Source organism: Streptomyces vulcanius (assembly GCF_042653945.1).
GTDB lineage: Bacteria > Actinomycetota > Actinomycetes > Streptomycetales > Streptomycetaceae > Streptomyces > Streptomyces mangrovi.
Window position 1 is genome coordinate 282,223 of the sequence record NZ_JBHSFK010000001.1, and the last position, 24,175, is coordinate 306,397.

Here is a 24,175-nt window from a genome sequence, read left to right on the forward strand (position 1 = left end):
GGCGTTTCGGGAACGTCAAGGGTGCGCAAGAGTCCTTAAACAGTCCTTTACTTGGCCGAAATTCGATCCCGTGCGGACCGGTCGCCCCAGGCGTGCCACGACGTCAAGCCCTCGGAGGCCGAGCGCCGGACAGATCTGGGCGGATCCGAGCGAGCCTGGAAAGTGACGGAGGAAGCATGCCGAGCGACGGGGGCATCGGCGCACCACCAGCCGTGGACGGCCTTGAGCACACGGTCCCGTGGAGGTCGCTGCGCGTACTCCTGGAACTCGCCCCTGGCAGTGGGGCTTGGCGCCGCAACGGCAGAACAGGAGCGCACTCCTGCGCGCCCGTCCGGCGTCGCGATGTCGGCTCACCCCTGCTTCACCGCTGCCCAGTCGCGCCGGACTCCCAGGCGAGCGCCAGGAACCGTTCCACGCGGCCCGGGTCGAGTTCGACGGCCAGGGACATCGCGACCACGGCGTGGTCGACGTTGGCGGCGAGGATCTGCCCCTCGGACCGCTTGGAGGAGGTGGAGCGGACGAAGGCGGTTCGGCGCGGCAGCAGCGTCCGGACGTACCGCGGATCGGCGTCCTCGGCGTCGACGGCGACCCAGTCGCCCGTGCAGACGACCTTCATCGGGTCGCGGGGGACGACGAACTCGGTGTCGGCGCGCACGGTGCCCGCCGGGGTGACGACATCGCACAGGCCACGGTCGACCCGCACGACCCTGCCGGGCAGGAAACCCCGCTCGGCGTGGGGTGCGAACTCGGCCGCCCAGCCCTTGTCCCACGCCCCGGCACCGCGCTCACTGGCGCGGGAAGAAGAGGTACGCCCTCGGGCGCCACGGAATACGGGTCCCCTGGGGAACGGTCCTCGGCGCACCGGACGTCACGCGCCTTCTGTATTACGGTTCTGGGATGCGCAGGACCTTGCTGGGGGAGAATCGTTGAGCGCTCGGATTCTGGTCGCCGAGGATGACGAGAAACAGGCTCGACTGATCCGGATTTATCTGGAGCGAGAAGGAAATGCGGTGCAGGTCGTGGCCGACGGCCGCGCGGCGCTGGAACGGGCACGTTCGGCGAAGCCGGATCTCATCGTTCTCGATGTGATGCTGCCGTTGGTCGACGGGCTCGATGTGTGCCGCATTCTGCGCACCGAGTCGGACGTCCCGATTCTGCTGCTCACAGCCCGCACGACCGAGGAGGACATGCTCCTCGGCCTCGACCTCGGCGCCGACGACTACCTCACCAAGCCGTACAGCCCCCGCGAACTGACCGCGCGGGTGCGGGCGTTGCTGCGCAGGTCCGGGAAGGCCGGCGGCGCGGCGGAGCCCGCTGTGCTGCGGGTCGGCGCGGTGGAGCTGGACACCGCACGCTTCGAAGTCCGGGTGGAGGGGCGGCCGGTGGCGCTGACCGCCAAGGAGTTCTCCATCCTGGAGGCACTGGCCCGTGAACCGGGCAGGGTCTTCACCCGGGCGCAGATCATCGAGCGCGTCTTCGGGTTCGACCGGGACGTGCAGGAGCGGACCGTCGATGCGCACGTGATGAATCTGCGACGGAAGCTGGAGGCGGATCCGGGCCGGGCCGGCCACCTGGAGACGGTGTACGGGCGGGGCTACCGCCTCGCGGACGGTTCGGGCTCAGCGCTCTCCTGAGGCGCCGCCTCCTGGAGCCGTGGGCAGTGCGACGGTGAACGTCGTGCCTGCCCCGACCGAGCTGCGCACATCGATCGTCCCCCTGTGGTCGGTGACGATCTGGCGGGCGATGGACAGGCCCAGGCCGCTGCCGCCGGTCGCGCGGCCCCGTGAGGCGTCCGCCCGCCAGAAGCGGTCGAAGAGATGCGGCAGGTCCTTTGCCGGTATCCCCTTGCCGGTGTCCCGTACTTCCACGACGGCCGGCTCGCCGTTCGGGATCAGCGCCAGGGTCACGGTGCCGCCCGGGGCCGTGGCCCGCAGCGCGTTGCGGACCAGGTTGCCGACGACCTGGCGCAGCCGGTCCGGGTCGGCGGTCACGTACACGGGCCGTGGCGCCTCCACCTCGAGTGCGATGCCCGCCGCCTCGGCCTGGGTTCGGTGGACCCTGCGGCTGGTCTCCAGGAGCTCGCGCAGGTCGACCTCGCAGCGGTGGTAGGTGAGCGCGCCGGCCTCTGCCATGGCGAGGTCCTGGAGGTCGTCCACGATCCGCTGCTGCAGCAGCGCCTCGTCGTGGAGGGAGGCGAGCAGGTCGGGGGTCGGCTCGACGACCCCGTCCCGCAGGGCCTCCAGATAGCCGCGCAGATTGGCCAGCGGGGTGCGCAGTTCGTGTGCGATGTCGCTGGTGAGGCGGCGCTGGCGTTCCTCGCCCGCCTGGATGGAGTCGGCCATCCGGTTGAAGGCGCCGCCGAGCTGCGCGATCTCGTCACGGCCGGAGACGGGGACCCGCCGCCCCAGGTCGCCCTCGCCCAGCCCCTTCGCGGCGTGCGTCATGGCACGGACGGGGCGCAGTACGGCCCTGCTCAGGAGCAGAGCGCCGAGGACGACCCCGAGGGCGACCCCCACCGCGACGGCCACGGTGGGCGCGGCGGCCAGGGTGGGCGGCGACTCGTCGCGGACACCGAGGCGGATCGACAGGCGTGCGGGGGCGATGGAACCGACCCGCTCGTTGAACACCTGCTGCACACAGGTGGTGAACCGCGGCTCGGACTCGCATACCCGCAGTGCGTCGAGATCCTGCTGAATGCGCGGATCCACTGCCCCGTCCGGCTCCTCGCACCGCGTGGGTCGGCGGTCCGTGCTGATCCGGGGGACACCCCGCACGTCCGGCCGGGCCGTCAGCTCGGCCCCCGCCCGCGTGAGGCAGGCCGCGTACGTCACTGCGGCGCGGTAGTCGGCGATCGCCAGGGCGGCCTGCTTCAGCGAGAGCCGCGGTACCTGGCCCGCGGGGAACCGCAGGACGGGACGCGGGTCGACCAGGACCGGGGGCTGGCTGCTCGGCGCGCGGGGATCACGACCGGCGAGGGCGTCGGAGTCGGCGAGCAGTACGTCGGAATCCGTGGCCACCCGGACGCGCTGGCCGGTGTTCTTCGCGAGCTCGGCCACCGTCGAGGAGAGTCCGTCCCAGGTGCCGTGCGCAAACCCGTACGCGCGGAGTTCGCCGGTGATCCGGGAGACCTCCTGCCGACCGGCCGTGACGGTCTCCTGCACCTGGCGGTTCGCCTGGCGCAGGGTCAGCCAGGCGGTGGCGGCGGTGGCGGCCATCGCGACCAGCATGAGCAGGGCGAGGACCCGGAGCCGGAAACTCATCGCACGGGACTCCTTCGAGTGGTACCGGGTCGGGGGCGGTCTCGGTCGAGGCCGCCCCCTGGTCCGTACGGAGGGCCACCGTACGGAGGGCCACCGTACGGAAGACGACCGTACGGAACGCCACCGGTTCTGGTCGGCTCATGTACCGGACAGCGCCTCCGTCGGTGACAGCCTGCTGGCCCGGACCGCCGGGTACAGGCCGGCGATCATGCCGATGACGAGTGTCGAACCGATGCCCGCCGCGCTCGCCCACGCCGGGACGACCGTCGGCCAGTCGCGGCCGAGGGCGTATCCGGCCGTGATCAGCGTCCCGAGCGCCGTTCCGCCGAGCCCGCCGATCAGCGACAGCAGCAGGGACTCCGTGACGAACTGCGTGCGGATCTGCCCCCGCGTCGCTCCCAGGGCACGGCGCAGGCCGATCTCGGAGCGGCGTTCCAGGACCGAGATGACCATGGTGTTGCCGACACCGACCCCTCCGACCAGGAGTGCCACGCCGCCGAGGCCGAGCAGCAGGCCGGTCAGCGCCGACTCGGCGGCCTCGCGGGCCGCGAGAGCGTCCGAGGGGCGGGAGACCTGCACCTCGCCGGGCTTCTCGGGGTACGCCGTGGCCGCCAGCACCGCCCTTACGGACGTGACCTGGCTGTCCTCGGCACGGACGTACACCGTCGAGGGATGGCCGTCGAAGCGGAGGTACCTCTCGGCTGCCGACCAGCCGACCAGAGCGGCACTGTCGATCTCCGGTGCGAGCGGAACCGGATCGAGGACGCCGATCAGCGAGAACCAGCGCTCGCCGAGCCAGACCCGGGTGCCGGGGGTGTACACGTCGAGCCGCCGGGCGGCGGTCGAGCCGAGCACCACCGCCGGGTACTCCTCCGTCGCGGAGTCCAGCCAGCGCCCCTTGCGGAGCTGTCCGCCGACGGCCGGCAGCAGATCGGCGCCGGCCGCCAGGACGTGCAGGGAGCCGGTGCGGCCGATGGCGATGCGTTCGTTGCGGTAGATGTTGGCACCGGTCTCGCCGGTGGCGGCGACCCGTTGCACCGGGGGAACACGGCGGATCATCGCCACGGACTCCGGGGGAAGTTCGGCCTCGTCGCCGGTGAGGGTCTGGCCAGGGGCGATCCGCAGCAGATTCGTGCCGAGGGCGTCGAGCCGACGGTCGACCTCCGCCCGCCCGGAGCCGGAGATGCCGACCACCGCGATCATCGCGGCGACACCGATGGCGATGCCGAGCGCGGAGAGGAAGACCCGCAGCGGACGAGTCCGCAGGCCGGTGCCGCCGAGCCGTACGACGTCCACGGGACCGAGCCGCGCGGCCCGCGGCCGCGCCGGTTCCGGGTCCGACTCCGGAGCGGTGGTGTCCGAGGTCGTGGGCGGCGGGGCGCGGAACTCCAGGGTCTTCGCGTCCGGGACCCCGGCCGCCGTCGTAGGACGGGAGTGCCGGTCCTGCCCGGAGGAGTTCGTCGTGCGGTCCGTCACCGAGGCGCCCCGATCGTCGTGCTCTGTGCCGTGTCGGCGACCAGGCGGCCGTCGCGCAGCTCGATGCGGCGCGGCAGCCCGGCCGCGATGTCCCGGTCGTGGGTGATGACGACGACGGTCGTGCCGGCGGCGTTCAACTCCCGCAGCAGGGTGAGGACGGTCGTGCCCGACGCCGAGTCGAGGTTTCCGGTCGGCTCGTCCGCCAGCAGCACCGAGGGTCCGCCGACCACCGCCCGGGCGACCGCGACGCGCTGGCGCTCGCCGCCGGACAGCTGGTGCGGCAGGTGGTGCACGCGGTGGCTGAGCCCGACCCGTGCCAGCGCGGCCGCCGCCCTGGCACGGCGGCGGCGTATCGGCACGCCCGCGTAGAGCAGGCCGTCCGCCACCGAGTCCAGTACGCAGACGCCGACCGAGAGGTGGAACTGCTGGAAGACGAAGCCGATCCGGGTGGCCCGCAGTGCGGAGACCTCCCGGTCCGACAGGCTCGCCACGTCGTGGCCGTCGACCAGGACCCGGCCGGCGGAGGGGTGGTCGAGGCTGCCCATGAGGTTGAGCATGCTCGACTTCCCGGAGCCCGACGGGCCGACGATCGCGACCAGTTCGCCCCGTCCGATGCGCAGACTCACGTCCCGTACCGCCGCCACGCCTCCGGGGTAGGTCTTGGAGACCGCGTCGAACTCCACGACCGCCGTCACTCCGGGATCCTCACCTTCATGCCCTCGCGGACCGTGGGACCGCTGACCTCCACGTCGCCGTCGGCGAAGAGTCCGGTCTTCACGGCGACGAACCGGCCGTCCGCGGTCTCCAGACCGTGCCCGCCCTCGGCGAGGGCGACCAGCGCGGCGACCGGGACGGCCAGCACGTCCTTGACCTCGTCGCCCACGTACTCGACCGTCACCGGGCCGCTCTCGAACCGCCCTGTGGTCTTCTGGTCCTCGATGGTGACGGTCACGGGAATCGTGGCGGGCTGGGCCGAGCCGCCCTCGCCGCCCTCGGGCGCGGTCGCCTGCTTGCCCACCGACGCCACCTCGCCCTTCACGGGTGTCCCGTCGGGCAGTCCGACCGTGACGGCAGACCCGCGTACGGCCCAGGAGGCGTCCGCGGCTGAGGCGTTGACGATCACCTTCCGGGCGGTACCGGTGTACGTGAGGGTGTTCTCGCCGACCGCCGAGCCGAGCCGGGCGCCGGCCGAGCCGATCCGTACCTTTCCGGCGGAGTAGATGACGTCGCCCACCCCGACGTTGCCGGTCTCGGCCAGTCCGAGCGACTTCTGCCAGCGCCTGACCGCCGCGGCGGTGCCGGTGGTGAAGCGCTCGTCCACCGTGAAGCCGGTGTAACCCAGGGCGGCCAGGTTGGTCTCGAACTGCATGACATCCATGCCCCACAGTTCGCTCGGTGCCCGGGAGGTGCCGGTGTCCCCTCCGGTTCCGGTGCCCTCCGGCGCCGGTGAACCGGAGGGGCTCGGGGATTTGCCGTCCCCGGCGCTCAGTTGCTGCTCGCCCGAGTCCTGGTCGTCCTCCTGAGGGGTCGGCCCCAGGCTCCGGTACATCGGCATCGATCCGTACATGAGGATCACCGGCCGGTCGTCGACCCGGAGCAACTCCTCGCCGCGCTCCACCGTCGCACCCTGCCCGGGCAGCCAGGTCACGGTCCCGGTCGCCTTGACCGGCAGCGGCAGTTCCGTGCCGTAGCCCAACTGGCCTTCCACCGTGGTGCGTTCGGTCAGCGTCTCCCGCGTCACCGATACGACGGAGCCGGTCCGGGGCGGGACACTCGGCCCCTTGTCCCCGTCGCCGCCAAGCCCGAGCGCGCCGACCACGGCGACCGCCGTCACGACGACGACGGCCGAGGCGATCAGCACCGTACGCCTCCCGCGTCGGCCGCGAGGCGCAGGCGGCGCGGGAGCCGTCCCGTCCGCGTCATCGATCCGCGTCACTGTCTCCGTCATCTTCAGCCCTTGGCCGGGGGCTGGTTCGTCGGGTTGCCGGAGATCGGTGCGCAGACGCGCGTCGCGCGCCGCGCACCGGCCGAGCTCTGGTCCCACTCGGGGATGCCCGAGTTGTTGTTCCTCTGGTAACCGTCGGGGCCGGGGTCGGGGTAGTCGGGGGCACCGTTCTTCTGCATGCAGGCGGCGAAGTCCCGCGCGACCTTGATCTGCGCGGCAGTGAGTTCGGGCCGGTTGGCATCCTCGATGCTCTCGGGAACGGTGGCCTTCTTGTCGGCGCACTTCTGCGACGCCTTGAGGAACTTCGGATTCCTCTTCAGGGCACGCACTCCGTCGCCGCTGCCGAAGTCGATCTCGCCCTTCTCGTCCGGGTCCGGCGCGTCGACGCCGTTGTCCCGCAGACACCGCACCCAGTCCCGCTGCGCCTTCACATACGCGGCCACTTCGTTCCCGCCGCCCTGCTCGCCCGCCGTCGTGGACGAGGCGGACGAGTCGCCACCGCCGGCCGTCGGCACCTTCGAGCCACCGTCGTCACCGCCGCAGCCGGTCAGTGCGAACGCCACGATCGAGGACGCCGCGGCCAGTAATACCTGATGAGTCCTCATTGGTTCTCCCACTCCCCTGTCGGACCGTCCGCGAATGCGACGGGCAGGCCGACCGTAGGGCGGAGACGATGAAGAACCTTTGAAGAACCTGTCAGCCGATCATGCGGCCGTCGGCGAGCTGCACGGCGTTGCGCGCCGGGCCGTGGTCAAACGCCCGCGACACCGCCGGGCCCCGGGGCGACGGGGCAGGCGCCGGCAGGCGTCACGCGGCCGGGGCCGCCTTGGAGCCCGTCGGTCGGCATGGCCCGCGTACCGCTGTCGTGATCGTCCGAAGGCGGGGTGAAGGCGACGTCCAGGCGGGTGAGCCCGCGGAAGTTGAGGCTGCGCTGCCACTGCGGCGGTGCGGTGCTGTCGAGCCGCAGGCCGGGGAGCCGGGTGAGGAGTGCTTCCAGGACGATCGCGCCTTCCAGCCGGGCCAGCGCGGCGCCGAGGCAGAAGTGCGGACCGTGCCCGAACGCCATGTGCCGTCCGCCGGGCCGCTCGAAGTCCAGCACATGGGGATCGGGGAACACGGCCGGATCCCGGTTGGCGGCGCCGCACACCAGGAGCACCGTCTGCCCTTCGGCGATGGTGCGGCCCGCCACGTCCAGGTCGTGCCGCGCGCGGCGCAGCATCAGCTGTACCGGGGCGTCGTAGCGCAGGAGTTCCTCGACCGCTGCGGGCATCAGATCGGGCCGGCTGCGCAGTTGGTCGGCCGCGTGCGGGTGGCGGAGCAGGGCGAGCGTGGCGTTGCCGATGAAGTGGGTGGTGGTCTCGTGGCCGGCGATCAGGAGCAGGGCGCAGTTGGCGAGGAGTTCGTCGAGGTCCTGGTCGGTGTTCTCGGCCTGTGCGCTCACCAGTGCGCGCAGGGTGTGGGGGGCCGGCGGCGCGTCGTGGCGGGTGAGGAGTTCGCGGAAGTAGGCGAGCATGTCCGTCATGCTCTGCGAGGCCTCGCGGTTGCGGTCGGCGTCGAGCCGGGAGTTGCCTATGGCTTCGGCGATCGGCTCGGACCAGGCGGCGAGGGCGGGGCGGTCCTGCTGCGGTACGTCGAGGAGGTCGCAGATGATGGTGAGCGGCAGGGGTCGGGCGAGGTCCGCGACGATGTCCATCCGCCCGGTCGGCGCCGCGTGGGTGATGATCCGGTCGACGGCTTCGAAGATCCGGCCGCGGAGTGTCTCCACTGCCCGAGGAGTGAAGGCCCTGCTGATCAGGGCCCGCAGCCGGGCATGGTCGGGGGCGTCGCTGTAGAGCATCTGCCGGCTCAGGACCCGGGCCAGCGGCCGCAGTTCCTCGGGTACGGCCTCGATGTCGGGATAGCGCACCGAGGACAGCCCCGGGTCACTCGCGGCTTTGCTGACCACTGCGTGCCCGGTCGCGATCCACGCGCTCAGGGTGCGGTCCCAGAAGAAGTCGTCGGCGCTCCTCAGTTCTTCGTAGAAGTCGTAGAGACGCTCTTGGACTTGGGGTCGAAAGGCCCGCAACAGCGAGGTGGGAGTGCCCATCACCCCATTTTAGTGTCCTGTGGCCGGAATTCGATCAAGATATGGGGTGAAACGTCGCGGGATCGCCTCGGCGTTCTTCGTCCGGATGTGGGAAGCGTGTCCCCGGCCGGTGGCGGACTTGCGGCTCCTCAGCCGTCGCAGCCCGCGCTCGCGGCCGGGAGCACCGGCCCCTGCCGAACGCCTCCCCTGCCGAACGCCTCCTCGGGCGAAGGGGCGACGAATCCGACAACGGTCCGACGGGACCGCACGGCCCTCGCCCCTTCGGGGTGACGCCTCGTCAGGACGTGCCGCACTCCACGCCGTTGAGTGTGACATGGGTCGGCGCGGAGTTCTTGTCCTGCCAGGTGGCGAGGAAGCCGAAGGTGAGGGAACCACCCGCGGCGACGGACCGGTTGTAGTCGGCGGCGGTCGCGGTGACCCGGGTGCCGTTCTGCGCGACGGTCGCGTCCCACATCTGGTCGACGTGCTGGCCGTCCTCGAAGGTCCAGGCGATCCGCCAGGACTGCAGGGCGTTGGCGGAGGTGACGGTGATGGTGGCCTGGAAGCCGTCGGGCCACTCGTTGACGAGGTCGTAGTCGACCTCGCAGCCGCGCGCGCCCGCGCTCTCGCCGGTACTCGCGGTGGCCGAGGAGGTGCCCTGGGGTTCGGTGTCGGGGCTGTCGCCGTCGGCCGCACTCGACTTGCCCCTACCGGAGGGTGCCGGGGAGGCGGTGATCGGCGGCAGGGCCGAGATCGCGGCGGAGGGCGCCGCGGACGGCAGGGCGGATCCGGTGCCGGCCACCGGGGTGCTGTCCGTGGGGACACCTTGCGCGCCGGCGTCCATCGCGCCGTCGCCGAACGGCATCAGCGACGCGGTGAGCGCGGCGCCGGAGACCAGGACGGCGGCGAGGAGCAGCCCGTTGCGCCGCACGCGCGCCCGGCGCGCCGCCGCACGCTCGGCCCGGCCCTCCGGGTCCGGCGTGTCGGGGCGGGCGCCCAGGCGCACCTCGGCGGCCCGCCGGCGGCGTTCCAGATAGGCGAGGCCGCCCCAGCCGATGACCCCGCCCGCGAGGGCGGCGGGCAGTCCACCGCCGTGCAGTCGCAGACAGGCCGCGGCCTCGGCGCACTCCACGCAGGTCGCGAGGTGCCGGGACAGGTCGTGCGGGGTCTCGGCGCCGGGCGAACGGGTCACCGCGTCGAGCAGCCGCACATAGGAGCGGCACTCCGCGTCCATCGGCGTGTCGAGGTGGTTGCGGTGGCAGCGGTCCCGGAACAGGCCGCGGACCTGGTTGAGTTCCTCGACCGCGGCGTCCGGGTCGAGGCCCTGGCGGCGGACCACGGAACGCAGCGGCAGCGCCTCGACCTCCGCCAGCCACAGCAGGTTGGCGTCCGCCTCCTGCATGTCGCGCAGTCCGCGCAGGGCGATCGGTCGGCTCAGCGGCGGCCCGGTGTAGCGCCAGGCTTTGTCCGAGTTCAGCCAGAGGCGCAGATCGGGGTCGAGTTTGTGGCCGTGCCCCTCGGCCTCCCAGGCGGCGGCCGTGGAGCGTACGGCGGTCAGCAGCATGGGAATCCGGGGCAGCCGCGACAGGCGGCGGCCGGCGCCGCGCGCGGCGGCCTCCTCGGCGGCACGGGCCTCGCGAATGCCGAGCGCGAACGCCTCGCGGGCCAGTTGGTTGGCCGCGGTCGAGCCGGACGTGCACAGGTCCGCGTACGACAGGACGGCGTCCCAACACTCGGAGAACAGCGCGGCCTCGGCGGCGTCCTTCGGGGTCGGCAGGTCGGGCATGGGTCTCCTGCATCCAAAGCGAGGTCAACTCACCATGAGGGGGATGGAGTTGGGGGGAACCTCGCGGCAGGAACCGAGCTTTTCACGTTCCTCACACAACTGACAAGCGTCCTGTTCAGATGTCATGTAAGGACGTCCGGACAGGCAACCGCACCCACTACTCCGGCCCCTGATACGGACGCGGACCGCTCCGCGACTCAACGCGGAACGGGAAATGTTTCGGGCGCCCCCGGGAACGTCCGGCAACGGCTTCCGGACCAGGGCGTATTGCCCGCGACCGCTTCCCGAAAGCGACCCGGAACCGGCTGAGAGCCGGATCCGGGGCCGAGGGCCCAAGGGACTGTGCCGAGGGCCTACGGGACTATACGGCCGCCGCGTCCTGCGCCGGAAGGGCCGGAAGGCTGTCCATGAAGGAACTCACCGAGAACACCGCACGGCCGGGTCCGGGCGGGCCGTAGCCGGGGGGCGAGGAGAGTCCGAAGTCGTCCATCGTGGCCCGGTAGGCCTCCAGCAGCCGGATGTGGTACTCCAGCGGCGCGCTCTGCGGGTTGGCCTTGCCGAGCGGGGTCGTCGGCTCCGGGCACCAGGTGGTGAAGCGGGGCGTGATGCCGTGCGACATGAAGAACCGCAGCCCCTCGGTGGTGGACGCGATCGCCTCGTCGACCGTCGTGAAGCCGAACGGCTCGGCCATCTCCACACCCGCCACGAAGTTGGGGATCACGTTGCGTGCCCCGAACACCTCGGCGGAGTCGAGGATGCGCCTGTGCCACTCGTCGCGGCCGACGTACCGCTCCTTGCCCGGGCAGTACAGCTCGAACAGCCGGCGGTCCCACACCTCGTAGTTGGGGTGGTAGATCTGCACGCCGTAGTCCTTGAACCGCTGTACGTCGTCACGCGGCAGCGCCTGGGCGACGACCTTGCCGATCCAGCGGCCGGGGAACCGCTCCTCGATGGCCTTGGCGTAGTGGCCGTAGAAGTCGGCCTCGTCGCGCCCGGCGACCGTCTTGGTGATGGCGCCGCCGGTGAGCGTGTAGGCGGTCGACGTCTTCGCGGTGTCGTAGCGGTCGATGATCTCCAGGGCCTCGAGGACCTCCTCGACGTCCTTGACTCCGGTATACGGTCGACCGGCGGCCTTGTGCTGTCGCCAGTTGTGGTTGATGTCGCAGTACTGGCACTCCTCCTTGGCGCCGAAGTACTGGCACACCCGGAAAACGGTGAGGTAGATCAGATAGCCCCACTGGATGGTCGGGGCCACCTCCATCACGGACTTCCCGTTGGAGAGTGTGTGCCGGTAGTACTCCGGCATGGGCGGCACCCCGACGTCCGCGATGCGCGCCCCGTCGAGGTAGAGCCCGAGCACCCCCTCGTCGTCCGCCGCCACGCGGTACGGCGAGGACGGGTTCACCCGGACCGACACGACCGTGCGCCGCAGGTCGTACGGCCCGCCGGTGAGGATGATCTCCTCCGGCGGGCGCCGCAGCGCGGCCTCGCCGAGCTCGGGCAGGGTGCCGTGGTCGAAGGAGAAGATGAAGTACGACTTCGGTTTCACCTCGCCCGACTCGTTGTCGCTGAGGGCGGAGGCGTCGAAGGCCACTCCCCCGCGCAGCAGGTCCTCCTTGAAGACGGCCTCCCGCGGAACATGCGGAAACCGCTCCATCAGATCCTCGACCAGCGCGGTACGGCTGCCCATCCGACTCTCCTCCCGGCTCAGGCGTACGACTCCTCACGGTATGCCCCCGGTGGCGCGGGGGCGGGGGCGGGGGCCTCGTGTTGCGGGCAAGGTAGGTTCCACCTGGGAACTCCGGGTTCCCGATCTTCTCGGGAGGGGCAGCAGTCGGATGACCGAGACCGCGCCGCAGACGGCGGAAACGAACTGGACGGGAACGAACTGGGCGGGCAACGTCACGTTCGCCGCGAACGAGCTGCACCGCCCGCGCACGCCCGGGGAACTGCGCTCACTGGTCGCCCGGAGCACCCGGGTGCGGGTGCTGGGCAGCGGCCACTCGTTCAACCTGATCGCCGAGCCGGGCGCCGACGGCGTACTGCTGTCGCTGGACGCCCTGCCGGCCGAGGTCGACGTGGACACGACGGCACGGACAGTGCGGGTCGTCGGCGGTATGCGGTATGCGGAACTCGCCGGACGGGTGCACGCGCACGGGCTCGCGCTGCCGAACATGGCGTCCCTGCCGCACATCTCCGTGGCCGGCTCGGTGGCGACCGGTACCCACGGGTCGGGGGTGCGCAACGGATCGCTCGCCTCCGCCGTGCGGGAGGTGGAGATCGTCACGGCGGACGGCTCGACGGTCGTCGTCGGACGCGGCGACCGGCGGTTCGGCGGGGCCGTGACCTCCCTGGGCGCGCTCGGCGTGGTCACCGCGCTCACCCTGGACCTGGAGCCGGACTACCAGGTCGAACAGCACCTGTTCACCGAACTGCCCCTGGAGGGGCTGGACTTCGAGACGGTGGCGGGGGCCGCCTACAGCGTGAGCCTGTTCACCGACTGGACCGCGCCCGGCTTCCGGCAGGTCTGGCTGAAGCGCCGCACCGACCAGCCCCTGGCCGACTTCCCGTGGGCCGCGCCCGCCACCGAGCCGCTGCATCCGGTGCCGGGGATGCCGGCCGGCAACTGCACCGAGCAGTTCGGGGTGCCGGGGCCGTGGCACGAGCGGCTGCCGCACTTCCGGGCGGAGTTCACGCCGAGCAACGGTGAGGAGTTGCAGAGCGAGTACCTGCTGCCGCGGGAGCACGCGACGGAGGCGCTGTATGCGATCGACGGGATCCGGGAGACGGTCGCCGGTGTACTGCAGACCTGCGAGGTGCGGACAGTCGCCGCCGACGAGCAGTGGCTGAGTCCCGCCCACGGCCGCGACACCGTGGCGCTGCACTTCACCTGGATCGCGGACACACCGGCCGTCCTGCCGGTGGTACGGCGGCTGGAGGCCGTGCTGGAGCCGTACGACCCCCGGCCGCACTGGGGCAAGGTGTTCGAGATGCCGGCCGCCGAGGTGCGCGGACGGTATCCCCGGATCAGGGACTTCGCGGCGCTCGCGCGGGTGCTGGATCCCGCCGGGAAGTTCACCAACGACTTCGTGCGTGACGTTCTGGGAGACTGATGCGCGGCTGACGCGTGGCTGATTCCCGACGGGTTGGCGACGGATGCCGTCAGCCTCTGCCGGACTTAATAAAGCCCCTTTCCTAACCCCTTGTCGAACGTCCTGGCAGCCCATAGCCTGACGCGGCGCCGATGCCGTCGCAGTTGCCTGCCCCCGGTGTCGGGCAGCGAAGGGAGTTCGATGAAGCGCGGCACATCACGTGACATCCGCACCGCGAACCGCTACGAGGTGCTGCGCCAGATCATCGCCTCCTCGCCCACCTCCCGGCAGGAGCTCGCGGCGGCCACCGGCCTCTCCCTCGCGACCGTCGCCACCCTGGTCGGCGAACTGCTCGACCTCCGCATGATCACGGAGGTCGGGTTCGAGGACTCGGCGGGCGGTCGCCCCCGGGGCCTCGTGGCCGTCAACGCGTCGGGGGGCGCGTTGATCGGCGTGGACATCGCGGAGACCTACGTCCATGTCGAGCTGTTCGACCTGGCGCTGAACGTCCTGGCCCGCGCCGAGGAGGACATGCGCCCCGGCGAGAGCCTGCCGGAGCAGGTGGTCAGCCATGTCGCCGCGGCCGCCGGTTCGGTGGTCGCGCAGGCCGGGATCGAGGCGGCCCGGGTGCTCGGCGTCGGGGTGAGCGTGCCGGGGCAGGTGGACCGGGACACCGGGATCTCCGAGTACGCGCCCAACTGGGACTGGCACGACGTGCCGTTGCTCGACCTGCTCTCCGAACACATCGCGTATCCCCTGTACTTGGACAATCCGCTGCGTGCCTGCGCGGTCGCCGAGCTGTGGTTCGGGGCCGTGCGAGGACACGGGGACGCGGTCGTGGTCAACCTCGGGACGGGGGTGGGCGCCGGGCTCGTCCTGGGCGGCGGGCTGCACCGGGGGGTCAGCAACAGCGCCGGCGAGTGGGGGCACACCACGCTGGTGCTCGACGGAAGGCTGTGCCGCTGCGGCAACCACGGCTGTGTGGAGGCGTATGTCGGCGCGCTCGGGATCATGCAGAACCTGCGTGAACTCAGCCCGCAGAGCGCCCTGTTGCATCCGGGGGACCAGACCGCCACCATCGACGCGCTGGCCGCCGGGGTCGCCGCGAAGGAGCCGGTGGCGCTCAAGGTCGTCCGGGACACCGCCCGTTACCTCGGGGCCGGCATCGCCGTCCTGGTCAATCTGCTCAACCCGGAGGTGGTCGTACTGAGCAGCTGGGTCGCGGCCCGGCTCGGCGAGCCGCTCCTGGAGGAGGTGCGTGAGGCCGTCGCGCGGCACGCGCTGAAGCGGCCGCTGGCGGCCAACCGCATCGTCCTCTCCCCGATCCCCACCGACCCGGTGTCCCTGGGCGCGGCGACGTTCGCGCTCGAAGGGGCGCTGCAGTCGGTCGGGCAGCGCAGCGTCAAACGCCCGCCCGCGGCGAGGAGTCGTACCGCCCAGTCGTCATGACACCGGGGTGACGGCGGCAACGCCCTGACCCCGCCTCCTTCTCCACAGGGCCGCTTCCCGGGTACGGCCCGACTCCCCCGTACCGCTGTACCGCGCCCGCGTTCCCCGTTCTCCGGTGCTCCACACCACCCACTCCAGCCCCGTCTGTTCGCGATGCCGAACGGATCACAACGCTTCGAACAGACTTCGTCCAACCCCTTGCCGAAGCCTTAGTCGAAGGTTAACGTCCCGCTCCGCGACAGGAATTGAGCCACCTGCGCTGAGCCATAGAGCCGTAGCCGCACTTCGAGACAAGGACGTCATCATGTCGGCAATGAGCAACAGCAACTGGTCCCGCCGATCCATCTTCCGGGCGGCCGCGGGCATGGCCGCGGCGGGCACGCTCGCCGCGTGCGGCGGCAACAACGGCAGAGCGAGCGGCGGTTCCGGCACGAACCTGACCCAGTACTTCCACGCCTACGGCGAGGAAGGAACCGAGCAGGCCATCAAGCGGTACGCGAAGGCGTACAAGGACGCGAACGTGACCACGCAGTGGATCACCGCCGCCGACTTCGAGAACAAGCTCTTCGCGACGCTGCTCACCGACAAGGCGCCCGACCTGTTCGAGTTCCACCCGCAGATCCAGATGGTCAAGAGCGGTCAGGTGGCGGACCTGACCGACATCATCGCCCCGGTCAAGGACGACTTCAACCCGGCCGACATCGCCTCGCACACGGTCGACGGGAAGACCTACGGCGTACGGATGATCGACGACCCGCAGTTCTTCTTCTACCGGCCGTCACTGCTGGAGAAGGCCGGTGTGAAGGTGCCGGAGACCCTCGACGAGCTGATCGAGGCCGCCGCCAAGCTCACCACCGGCAAGGTCAAGGGCCTCTACCTCGGCAACGACCTGCACGCGGTCATCAACCCGATGATCTGGTCGGCGGGCGCCGACACCCTCGACGACAAGAACGAGATCGCCTACCACACGGAGGGCGTCGCCGAGGGCATCAAGAAGATGCGCAAGCTGTTCACCAGCGGCCACCTTCTCCTCGGCGCCCCGACCGACTACTGGGACCCCTCCGCGCTCAACCAGGGCCTGACCGCGATCCAGTTCTGCGGCATGTGGGCGATGCCGCAGTTCCAGCAGACGCTCGGCGACGACATCGGGATCTTCCCCTTCCCGAAGACCATCGACTCCGGCAAGCAGTCGGTCTACAACGGCGGCTGGTCGATGTTCGTCAACGCCAAGGGCAAGAACGTCGACGCGGCCAAGGAATACGTCAAGTGGCTCTGGATCGAGCAGAAGAAGTACCAGGAGGACTGGGCCACCTCCTACGGCTTCCACATCCCGCCGCGCACCTCCATCGCCCAGTCCGCCACCAAGCTCAAGTCGGGCCTGCCGGCCGAGGGCGTCAAGCTCTTCAACGAGTTCGGGCACTTCGACAACATCGGCTGGACCCAGGCGATGATCACCGCGCTGGAGGACGTCTTCGCCAACTCGGTCCGCAAGGGCGGTGACCCGGAGGCGTCCCTCGACAAGGCAGACACGGCGGTCAACCGCGAGCTCAAGAAGCTCTTCGGATAGGCCGGCGGACGGACCACGACATGTCGACGACCACGAAACTCGACCTCACGAGCCCCGCCCCGGCGAAGGCCTCCCCGGCCAAGCCGCGGCGGGGGCTGTGGGGCAGCAGCACCTTCAACTTCTGGCTGTTCTGCGGACCGTTCCTCGTCGGGCTGCTGATCTTCATCTACGTGCCCATCGGCTGGAGCATCTGGCTCAGCTTCTTCGACGCGCGCTTCACCGTCACGCCGGACAAGTTCATCGGCTTCGACAACTACACGTACATGCTGACGAACTCCGACTTCGTCGGCTCGCTCGGCACCTTCACCGTGTTCGCCGCCTTCATCGTGCCCACCACCTGGGCCCTGTCGCTGGGCCTCGCCCTGCTGGTGAACCGGCTGCGGTTCATGCGGGCGTTCTTCCGCTCGGTCTTCTTCCTGCCGACCGCGTGCTCCTACGTCGCCGCGGCCCTCATCTGGAAGATGTCCATCTTCAACGGGGTCCGCTTCGGCCTCGCGAACACGGTCCTCGGCTGGTTCGGGATCGAGAACATCGCCTGGCTGGTCAATCCCGACCCGCCCTGGTACTGGCTGGTCATCGTCACGGCCCGGCTGTGGCTCCAGTCCGGCTTCTACATGATCCTTTTCCTCGCGGCGCTGCAGAACATCCCGGGGGAGCTGTACGAGGCCGCCGCCATCGACGGCGCCAAGCCGGGCTGGCAGACCTTCCGGCACATCACACTGCCCCAGCTGCGGGCCACCTCGACCGCGGTGGTCCTCCTGCTGCTCATCGCCGCCTACCAGGCGTTCGACGAGTTCTACAACCTGCTGTCCAAGACGACCTGGGGCCGCCCGCCGCTCGTCGAGCTGTACTACACCGCCCTGGGCGAGAACCAGGACTACGGCGCCGGCAGCGCGGGTGCCGTCATCCTGACCGTACTGATCTGTGTCATCACCCTGTTCCAGGGCAGGCTCATGGGCTTCGGAAGGGGGGAGGAGTCCAAGTGACCACCACAACGCCCGAGATACGCGAGACCAAGGAGCGCCGCAACCGCGGCGTGATGGGCAGCGCCGGCCTCTACATCGCCACCGGTGTCGCCGCCTTCCTCTTCCTGATCCCCTTCTACCTGATCGTCCGCAACGCCCTCTCCACCGACGCCGAGATCACCGGCGAGCACTGGAAGCTCTTCCCCACCGACATCCAGTGGAGCAACGTCGGCGACGTCTGGAACGACACGTCGGTGCCGTTCGCCCGGTCGATGTGGAACTCCGCGGTCGTCGCCGTCCTGCACACCACCGGCGTCCTGCTGGTGTGCTCCCTCGCGGGGTACGCCCTGGCCCGTATCCCTTACAAGCACTCCAACAAGATCTTCTACGCCGTCCTGGGCACCCTGATGGTCCCGACCGCCGTCACCTTCGTCCCCAGCTTCGTGCTGGTCTCGTCGCTCGGCTGGGTGGACAGTTACCGAGGTCTCATCATTCCGGGCCTGTTCAGTGGTTTCACCTGCTTCCTCTTCCGGCAGTACTTCCTGGGGTTCCCCAAGGAGCTGGAGGAGGCGGCACGCGTGGACGGGCTCGGTTACTGGGGCGCGTACTGGCGCGTCGTCGTGCCCAACTCGCTGAATTTCTTCGCGGCGATCGCGACCATCACCTTCATCAGTGGCTGGAACTCCTTCCTGTGGCCGCTGGTCATCGGGCAGGACCCCAACGCGTGGACCGTCCAGGTGGCGCTCTCCAACTACACCACCGCCCAGACCGTCGTGTTCCACCAGATCTTCATGGCCACCGCCATTTCCATCCTGCCCCTGCTGTTCGTCTTCCTCTTCCTCCAGCGCTGGCTGGTACAGGGGATCGCACAGACCGGCATCAAGGGCTGAGCTAGGAGACAGATGTCCTTCCGCACCACCAGCAGCACGACAGCCGTCGGTACAGCCGTCGACTACGTCGAGGACGTGTCACCGGGCAGCGGGGCGCTCCCGCCCCGCGCCTGGTACGCGTCCTCGGACGCGAAGTCGCTGTCGCTGAACGGACGGTGGCGTTTCCGACTGTCGGCGACGGCCGACGCCGAGGACGACTCGTTCGCCGAGGACGGTTACGACGCCGGGGACTGGGCCGCCGTCACGGTCCCCGGCCACTGGGTCCTGCAGGGGGACGGCGCCTTCGGGTCGCCGATCTACACCAACCACCTCTACCCGTTCCCGGTCGACCCGCCCCGCGTCCCCACCGAGAACCCGACCGGCGACCACCTGCGGCTCTTCGACCTCCCGCCGGACTGGCCCGCCGACGGGGGCACCGTACTGCGCTTCGACGGCGTCGAGTCCTGCGCCCGGGTGTGGCTGAACGGCACGGACATCGGCGAGTTCAAGGGCTCACGGCTGGCACACGAGTTCGCGGTCGGCCATCTGCTGAAGACTGTAGGCAATGTACTGGCGGTGCGCGTCCACCAGTGGTCGGCGGGCTCCTACCTGGAGGACCAGGACCAGTGGTGGCTGCCGGGCATCTTCCGTGACGTGACCCTGCTGCACCGCCCGCCGGGCAGCGCGCTCGACTTCTTCACGCACGCCTCCTACGACCACGTCACGGGCGAGGGCACCCTGCGCGTCGACTCCGACGTCGACGGCCGGGTGATCGTGCCCGCCCTGGACATCGATGTCAGGACCGGGGAGGCGGTCACGGTCCCCGTCCGGCCGTGGACGGCCGAGACCCCCCAGCTCTACGACGGCGTCCTCGCCACCGCCGGCGAGAGCATCCCGCTGCGCATCGGCTTCCGTACGGTGGAACTGGCGGACGGCCTGATCAAGGTCAACGGGAAGCCGATCCTGTTCAAGGGCGTCAACCGGCACGAGTGGCATCCGGAGCGGGGCCGCGCCCTGGACCTGGAGACGATGCGCGAGGACGTGCTGCTGATGAAGCGGCACAACGTCAACGCCGTCCGCACCTCGCACTACCCACCCCACCCTGCCTTCCTCGACCTGTGCGACGAGTACGGGCTGTGGGTGATCGACGAGTGCGACCTGGAGACCCACGGCTTCGTGGAGCAGGCCTGGCGCGACAACCCCGTCGACGACGACCGCTGGACCCCGGCGCTCCTCGACCGCGCCGCCCGTATGGTCGAACGCGACAAGAACCACCCCTCGGTGGTGATCTGGTCCCTCGGCAACGAGGCCGGCACCGGCCGCGGCCTGACCGCGATGGCCGAGTGGATCCACGCCCGCGACACCTCCCGGCTCGTGCACTACGAGGGCGACTGGAACTGCCGGGACACCGACATGTACTCGCGCATGTACGCCTTCCACGAGGAGGTCGACCGGATCGGCCGGCAGCTCGACGGCGGCACCCTCAAGCGGCGCGAACTCCCCTTCATCCTCTGCGAGTACGCGCACGCCATGGGCAACGGGCCCGGCGGGCTCGCCGACTACCAGCGGATCTTCGAGGCGCACGAGCGGCTCCAGGGCGGCTTCGTCTGGGAGTGGATCGACCACGGCATCCGCCATCCGGAGCTGGGCTACGCCTACGGCGGCGACTTCGGCGAGGAACTGCACGACGGGAACTTCGTCTGCGACGGCCTGGTCATGCCCGACCGCACCCCCTCCCCCGGCCTTGTCGAGTTCAAGAAGGTGATCGAACCGGTCGCCGTCGAGGGCTGCGGCGACGGCACGGTCCGTATCACCAACAAGCAGGACTTCGCCGGCCTTTCGGCGCTGGCCTTCACCTGGTCGTTCCAGGCCGACGGCGAGACGGTCGCGTCCGGCACCCTGCCGGTGCCGGCCCTCGCGGCGGGCGAGTCGGCCGACGTGAAGCTGCCCGAACCGCCGGCCGACGCACCCGCCGGTGCCGAGACGGGCTGGACCGTGCGGGCCGTACTCGCCGGGGACACCTCGTGGGCGCCCGCGGGCCATGTGGTGGCGTGGGGCCAGGTGCCGGTCTCGGCAAGGGCGTTGCTGTCCCTCGCCGCGACCGCCGGAGCGGTCGCGGACGGCGGGCTGATCACCCTGGGCCCGGCCGCCTTCGACGCCCGCACCGGCGCGCTGCGCGCCATCGGCCCGGTGGAGGTCACGGGTCTGCGCCTGGATGTGTGGCGGGCGACCACCGACAACGACGACGGCGCCGAGTGGCAGACGGACGCCCGCTACGGCGAGCGCTGGCGCAAGCTGGGCCTGCACCGGATGCGGCACCGTCTGGACGCGGTGGAGGCGGCCGACGACGGTCTGACGGTACGGACCCGGGTGGCGCCCGCCGCCGGGGACGTGGGCCTGTCGACGGTATACCGGTGGATGTCGGACGGATCCCGTCTGCGGTTGGCCGTATCCGTCACACCGGAGGGTGACTGGACCGTGCCGCTCCCCCGGCTCGGCATCCGCTTCGGGCTGTCCGGCGCGGACCGGGTGACATGGTTCGGCGGCGGTCCGGGTGAGGCGTATCCGGACAGCAGGACGGCGTCGACGGTCGGCCGCTGGCAGTCGACGGTCGACCGTATGCAGACGCCCTACGTCCGTCCGCAGGAGAACGGCGCCCGCGCCGACGTCCGCTGGGCGGAACTGGGCGGACTGCGCGTCGAAGGCGACCCGGAGTTCTGGTTCAGCGCCCGGCGCTGGACCAACGAGCAGCTGGACGCCGCCGCGCACCGCACCGACCTGGTGCCGGGCGGGACGGTCTGGGTCAACCTCGACCACGGCCAGCACGGAATCGGTTCCCAGTCCTGCGGTCCGGGCCCGCTGCCGCAGTATTTCCTGAACGTGGCGCCTGCCGAGTTCTCTTTCGTGTTCACGGCGACCGATAGGGAAAACGTTTGAGGAACAGTCCGCGGACCGATCGCCTCCAGGTCGATTAATCGATTGACCATTTGATCGACATTCCGACACCGTGAGCACGTCTCCCGCGGCCGGCCGGCTCCAACGGCCGGCCGCGTCTCACTGGAGGTTGAACGAGTGATCGGCAGCATCGAGGTGCGCGGTCTGTCCCGCACCTTCCACACGACCGTCCGCCGCCCCGGCTTCACGGGGGCCCTGCGTTCCCTGGTCAACCCGGAGCGGGTCGCCAAGCACGCGGTGTCGGACATCACCTTCGACGTGGGCGCGGGCGAACTCCTCGCGCTGCTCGGCCCGAACGGGGCCGGCAAGTCCACCACCATCAAGATACTCACCGGCATCCTCACCCCCACGTCCGGCGAGGCACGCGTGGCGGGCGTGGTGCCGTACCGGGAGCGGGAGCGCAACGCCCGTAACATCGGCGCGGTGTTCGGGCAGCGCACCCAGCTGTGGTGGGACCTGCCGGCACGCGAGTCGTTCGCGATCCTCAGGGACATCTACGAGGTCCCGAAGGCCGAACACGCGGCGCGGCTCAAGGAGTTCGACGAACTGCTCGACCTCTCCTCCTTCTGGGACACCCGGGTCCGCCATCTCTCCCTCGGCCAGCGCGTGCGCTGCGACCTGGCGGCGGCACTGCTGCACGACCCGCCCGTGGTCTTCCTCGACGAACCGACCATCGGCATGGACGTCGTGGTCAAGGAGCAGGTCCGCGAGTTCCTGCGGCACCAGGTCGAACAGCGCGGCCGTACCGTCCTGTTGACCACGCACGACATGACGGAGGTCGAACGCCTCGCGGAGCGCGTGGTGTTGATCAACCACGGCCGTCTGGTGCTGGACGGCACCCTCGACGAGATCCGCCGCAAGTTCGGCTCCACCTGGCAGGTCCGGGCCACGCTCGCCGATCCGCACACCGAGGTCACCGCGCTGCCGGGCATCGCGCTCCTCCGGCACGAGGGCGCGCGGGTGGTGTTCGGCCCGGACGGGTCGGAAGGACCGGACGGACCGACCGCGCCGACCGTGCACCAGGCGCTGAAGTCGGTCATCGAGCGGTACGAGGTGACGGACATCGCCCTCGACGAGGCGGACCTGGAGGACGTGATGCGGGCCGCCTACGTGCAGGCGGGGGACGCGTGATGGCTGTTCTGACCGCGTGGCGCGCCGCCCGGGTCACCCCGCTCGGCGAGCTCCACAACCCGCCCCGGATGACGGCGGCGCTGCTGCGGCTGGCCGTCCAGGTGGTCCTGGTGGCGTCCCTGTGGCGCGGCCTGTACGCCCACACCTCCACCACCGCCGGACTGACCCGCGACCAGGCGGTGACGTACGCCGTGCTGGCCGTACTGGCGTCCCGGCTACGGGAGTTGGACCAGTACACGGGCCGGGACACCGTGATCCAGCACATGCACTTCGGCACGATCGTCTACTGGTACCTGCGCCCGCTGCCGCCCCAGCGGTACTACGCCCTGCGCGCGTTGGGCGAACAGATCTACGGACTCGCCTGGGCACTGGCCGGATACGCCGTCTGCCTCGCGGCCGGAGTGGTGGAACCGCCCCGATCGGCCGCCGTCGCGGGGGTGTTCGCGCTGAGCCTGCTGCTCGGCCAGTGGGTCCTGTACTACGTCATGCTCGTCATCGACCAGCTCTGCTTCTTCACCCTGCGCAACAACGCGGCGATGTTGATCCTCATCTTCGCGCAGAACCTGCTGTCCGGGGTGTACGCGCCGTTGTGGTTCTTCCCCGACTGGTTCGTCACGCTGAGCGGTTTCCTGCCGTTCCAGGCGACGCTGAGCGTGCCGCTGTCGCTGTATGTGGGCCGTATACCGCTGTCCGACGCGGGTTCCGCCCTGCTGGTACAGGCCGCCTGGGTGGTGGCGCTGGCCCTGTTCACCCGGCTGGTGTGGCGGCTCGCCGCCCGACAGGTCATCTCTCAGGGAGGCTGACGCCTTGAAAGCCGTTCGCCTCGTGTGGCGGATCACCCGTCTCAACTTCCGCGCCCAGCTAGAGTACCGCGCCGAGTTCATGATGATGGTCGCCATCGGTGCCGTCTGGCAGGTCTCGGTGATCGTGTTCGCGACCGTGCTGCTGACCCGGTTCACCGGAATGGGCGGCTGGGACACCTCGGACGTCCTTCTCATCCCCGCGACCCGGATGCTCGCCCATGGTCTGATGGTCCTCTTCCTCGGCCGCATGTTCGGCATCGGATACTTCATCCAGGAAGGCGGCATCGACGTCTGTCTGGTGCGGCCCATGCCGGTCCACCGCCAGGTCCAGCTGCGTATGTTCCCCACCAACGCCATCGGCGATCTCACCGTCGCCGTCGGCCTCATGGCCGGGGCGCTGAGCCGCAGCCGGCTGGAGTGGACGGCGGGCCAGGTGTCGTACCTGATCGCGGCCGTGCTCGGCGGCATGCTGCTGGAGGCCGCCCTGTTCACCGCGCTCGCCTCCGCCTCGCTGCGATTCCCGGCCGCCGACTACTGGGCCCGCTGGCTGGAGGAACTCCTCGGCACCTTCGGCAGCTACCCGCTGAACGTACTCCCCAAGGCCGTCGGCGGCTTTCTGACCTACGGTCTCCCCCTCGCGTTCGTCGCCTACTTCCCGGCCGCCGTCCTCACCGGCCACGGCCACGACACCGGCGTCCCGTACTGGCTGGCCGCGGCCTCCCCTCTTCTGGGCGCGCTGGCATACCTGGGCTCCCGGCTGCTGTGGCGATGGGGCCTGCGGCACTACACCGGGGTGAACGGATGACCGCCAC

At 70.5% G+C, this 24,175-nt stretch carries 18 protein-coding genes and 1 pseudogene; 10 read left to right on the top strand and 9 right to left on the bottom strand.

Annotated features, from left to right (window positions below):
* Positions 1–376: 376 nt before the first annotated feature.
* Positions 377–862, bottom strand: a pseudogene (gene rsgA, locus ACFPIH_RS01240) (GTPase RsgA); the annotation flags it as partial.
* Between the two features lie 64 nt (positions 863–926).
* On the opposite strand from rsgA, the gene ACFPIH_RS01245 reads away from it, so the two are divergent.
* Entirely contained in the window at positions 927–1,634 is a 708-nt protein-coding gene (locus tag ACFPIH_RS01245; RefSeq protein ID WP_381166292.1) for a response regulator transcription factor, read from the top strand.
* Here ACFPIH_RS01245 and ACFPIH_RS01250 read toward each other — a convergent pair.
* The 8 genes from ACFPIH_RS01250 to ACFPIH_RS01285 all read right to left on the bottom strand — a co-directional run bounded on the left by ACFPIH_RS01250 (position 1,620) and on the right by ACFPIH_RS01285 (position 12,222).
* A complete protein-coding gene (locus tag ACFPIH_RS01250; protein WP_381166294.1) occupies positions 1,620–3,260 on the bottom strand; it encodes a sensor histidine kinase in 1,641 nt (546 codons plus the stop codon). The two genes, ACFPIH_RS01245 and ACFPIH_RS01250, sit on opposite strands and share 15 nt — an antisense overlap.
* 138 nt (positions 3,261–3,398) lie before the next feature.
* Positions 3,399–4,556, bottom strand: coding sequence for an ABC transporter permease (locus ACFPIH_RS01255; RefSeq protein WP_381166675.1), 1,158 nt, complete (start codon positions 4,554–4,556; stop codon positions 3,399–3,401).
* Between the two features lie 176 nt (positions 4,557–4,732).
* Complete coding sequence (locus ACFPIH_RS01260; RefSeq protein WP_381166296.1) at positions 4,733–5,431, bottom strand: ABC transporter ATP-binding protein; 699 nt, start codon at positions 5,429–5,431, stop codon at positions 4,733–4,735.
* Complete coding sequence (locus tag ACFPIH_RS01265) at positions 5,428–6,684, bottom strand: peptidoglycan-binding protein (RefSeq protein ID WP_381166298.1); 1,257 nt, start codon at positions 6,682–6,684, stop codon at positions 5,428–5,430. The genes ACFPIH_RS01260 and ACFPIH_RS01265 overlap by 4 nt, the downstream gene beginning before the upstream one ends.
* A gap of 2 nt (positions 6,685–6,686) precedes the next feature.
* Positions 6,687–7,286: a hypothetical protein gene (locus ACFPIH_RS01270; RefSeq protein WP_381166300.1), complete on the bottom strand. Its 600-nt coding sequence runs from the start codon at positions 7,284–7,286 to the stop codon at positions 6,687–6,689.
* A 146-nt stretch (positions 7,287–7,432) separates the two neighbouring features.
* Positions 7,433–8,767: a cytochrome P450 gene (locus ACFPIH_RS01275; RefSeq protein ID WP_381166302.1), complete on the bottom strand. Its 1,335-nt coding sequence runs from the start codon at positions 8,765–8,767 to the stop codon at positions 7,433–7,435.
* Between the two features lie 277 nt (positions 8,768–9,044).
* The gene (locus tag ACFPIH_RS01280; protein WP_381166304.1) at positions 9,045–10,532 is read right to left on the bottom strand and encodes a cellulose binding domain-containing protein; all 1,488 of its coding nucleotides are present in this window, start codon (positions 10,530–10,532) and stop codon (positions 9,045–9,047) included.
* Between the two features lie 361 nt (positions 10,533–10,893).
* On the bottom strand, positions 10,894–12,222 hold the full coding sequence (locus tag ACFPIH_RS01285; RefSeq protein ID WP_381166306.1) for a radical SAM protein: 1,329 nt from the start codon (positions 12,220–12,222) through the stop codon (positions 10,894–10,896).
* A 148-nt stretch (positions 12,223–12,370) separates the two neighbouring features.
* On the opposite strand from ACFPIH_RS01285, the gene ACFPIH_RS01290 reads away from it, so the two are divergent.
* The 9 genes from ACFPIH_RS01290 to ACFPIH_RS01330 all read left to right on the top strand — a co-directional run bounded on the left by ACFPIH_RS01290 (position 12,371) and on the right by ACFPIH_RS01330 (position 24,168).
* Positions 12,371–13,645 carry a D-arabinono-1,4-lactone oxidase gene (locus ACFPIH_RS01290; protein WP_381166308.1) on the top strand — a complete coding sequence of 425 codons (1,275 nt, stop codon included), beginning with the start codon at positions 12,371–12,373 and terminating at the stop codon, positions 13,643–13,645.
* A 180-nt stretch (positions 13,646–13,825) separates the two neighbouring features.
* Positions 13,826–15,073 carry an ROK family protein gene (locus ACFPIH_RS01295; protein WP_381166310.1) on the top strand — a complete coding sequence of 416 codons (1,248 nt, stop codon included), beginning with the start codon at positions 13,826–13,828 and terminating at the stop codon, positions 15,071–15,073.
* 304 nt (positions 15,074–15,377) lie between these two features.
* Entirely contained in the window at positions 15,378–16,640 is a 1,263-nt protein-coding gene (locus tag ACFPIH_RS01300; RefSeq protein WP_381166312.1) for an ABC transporter substrate-binding protein, read from the top strand.
* 20 nt (positions 16,641–16,660) lie between these two features.
* On the top strand, positions 16,661–17,626 hold the full coding sequence (locus ACFPIH_RS01305) for a carbohydrate ABC transporter permease (RefSeq protein ID WP_381166314.1): 966 nt from the start codon (positions 16,661–16,663) through the stop codon (positions 17,624–17,626).
* The gene (locus ACFPIH_RS01310; RefSeq protein WP_381166316.1) at positions 17,623–18,495 is read left to right on the top strand and encodes a carbohydrate ABC transporter permease; all 873 of its coding nucleotides are present in this window, start codon (positions 17,623–17,625) and stop codon (positions 18,493–18,495) included. The genes ACFPIH_RS01305 and ACFPIH_RS01310 overlap by 4 nt, the downstream gene beginning before the upstream one ends.
* 12 nt (positions 18,496–18,507) lie before the next feature.
* The gene (locus ACFPIH_RS01315; protein WP_381166318.1) at positions 18,508–21,411 is read left to right on the top strand and encodes a glycoside hydrolase family 2 TIM barrel-domain containing protein; all 2,904 of its coding nucleotides are present in this window, start codon (positions 18,508–18,510) and stop codon (positions 21,409–21,411) included.
* Positions 21,412–21,546: 135 nt separating this feature from the next.
* Positions 21,547–22,560, top strand: coding sequence for an ABC transporter ATP-binding protein (locus ACFPIH_RS01320; RefSeq protein WP_381166320.1), 1,014 nt, complete (start codon positions 21,547–21,549; stop codon positions 22,558–22,560).
* The gene (locus ACFPIH_RS01325; protein WP_381166322.1) at positions 22,560–23,363 is read left to right on the top strand and encodes an ABC transporter permease; all 804 of its coding nucleotides are present in this window, start codon (positions 22,560–22,562) and stop codon (positions 23,361–23,363) included. Before ACFPIH_RS01320 ends, ACFPIH_RS01325 begins: the two co-directional genes overlap by 1 nt.
* 4 nt (positions 23,364–23,367) lie before the next feature.
* Complete coding sequence (locus ACFPIH_RS01330) at positions 23,368–24,168, top strand: ABC transporter permease (RefSeq protein WP_381166324.1); 801 nt, start codon at positions 23,368–23,370, stop codon at positions 24,166–24,168.
* Positions 24,169–24,175: the final 7 nt, after the last annotated feature.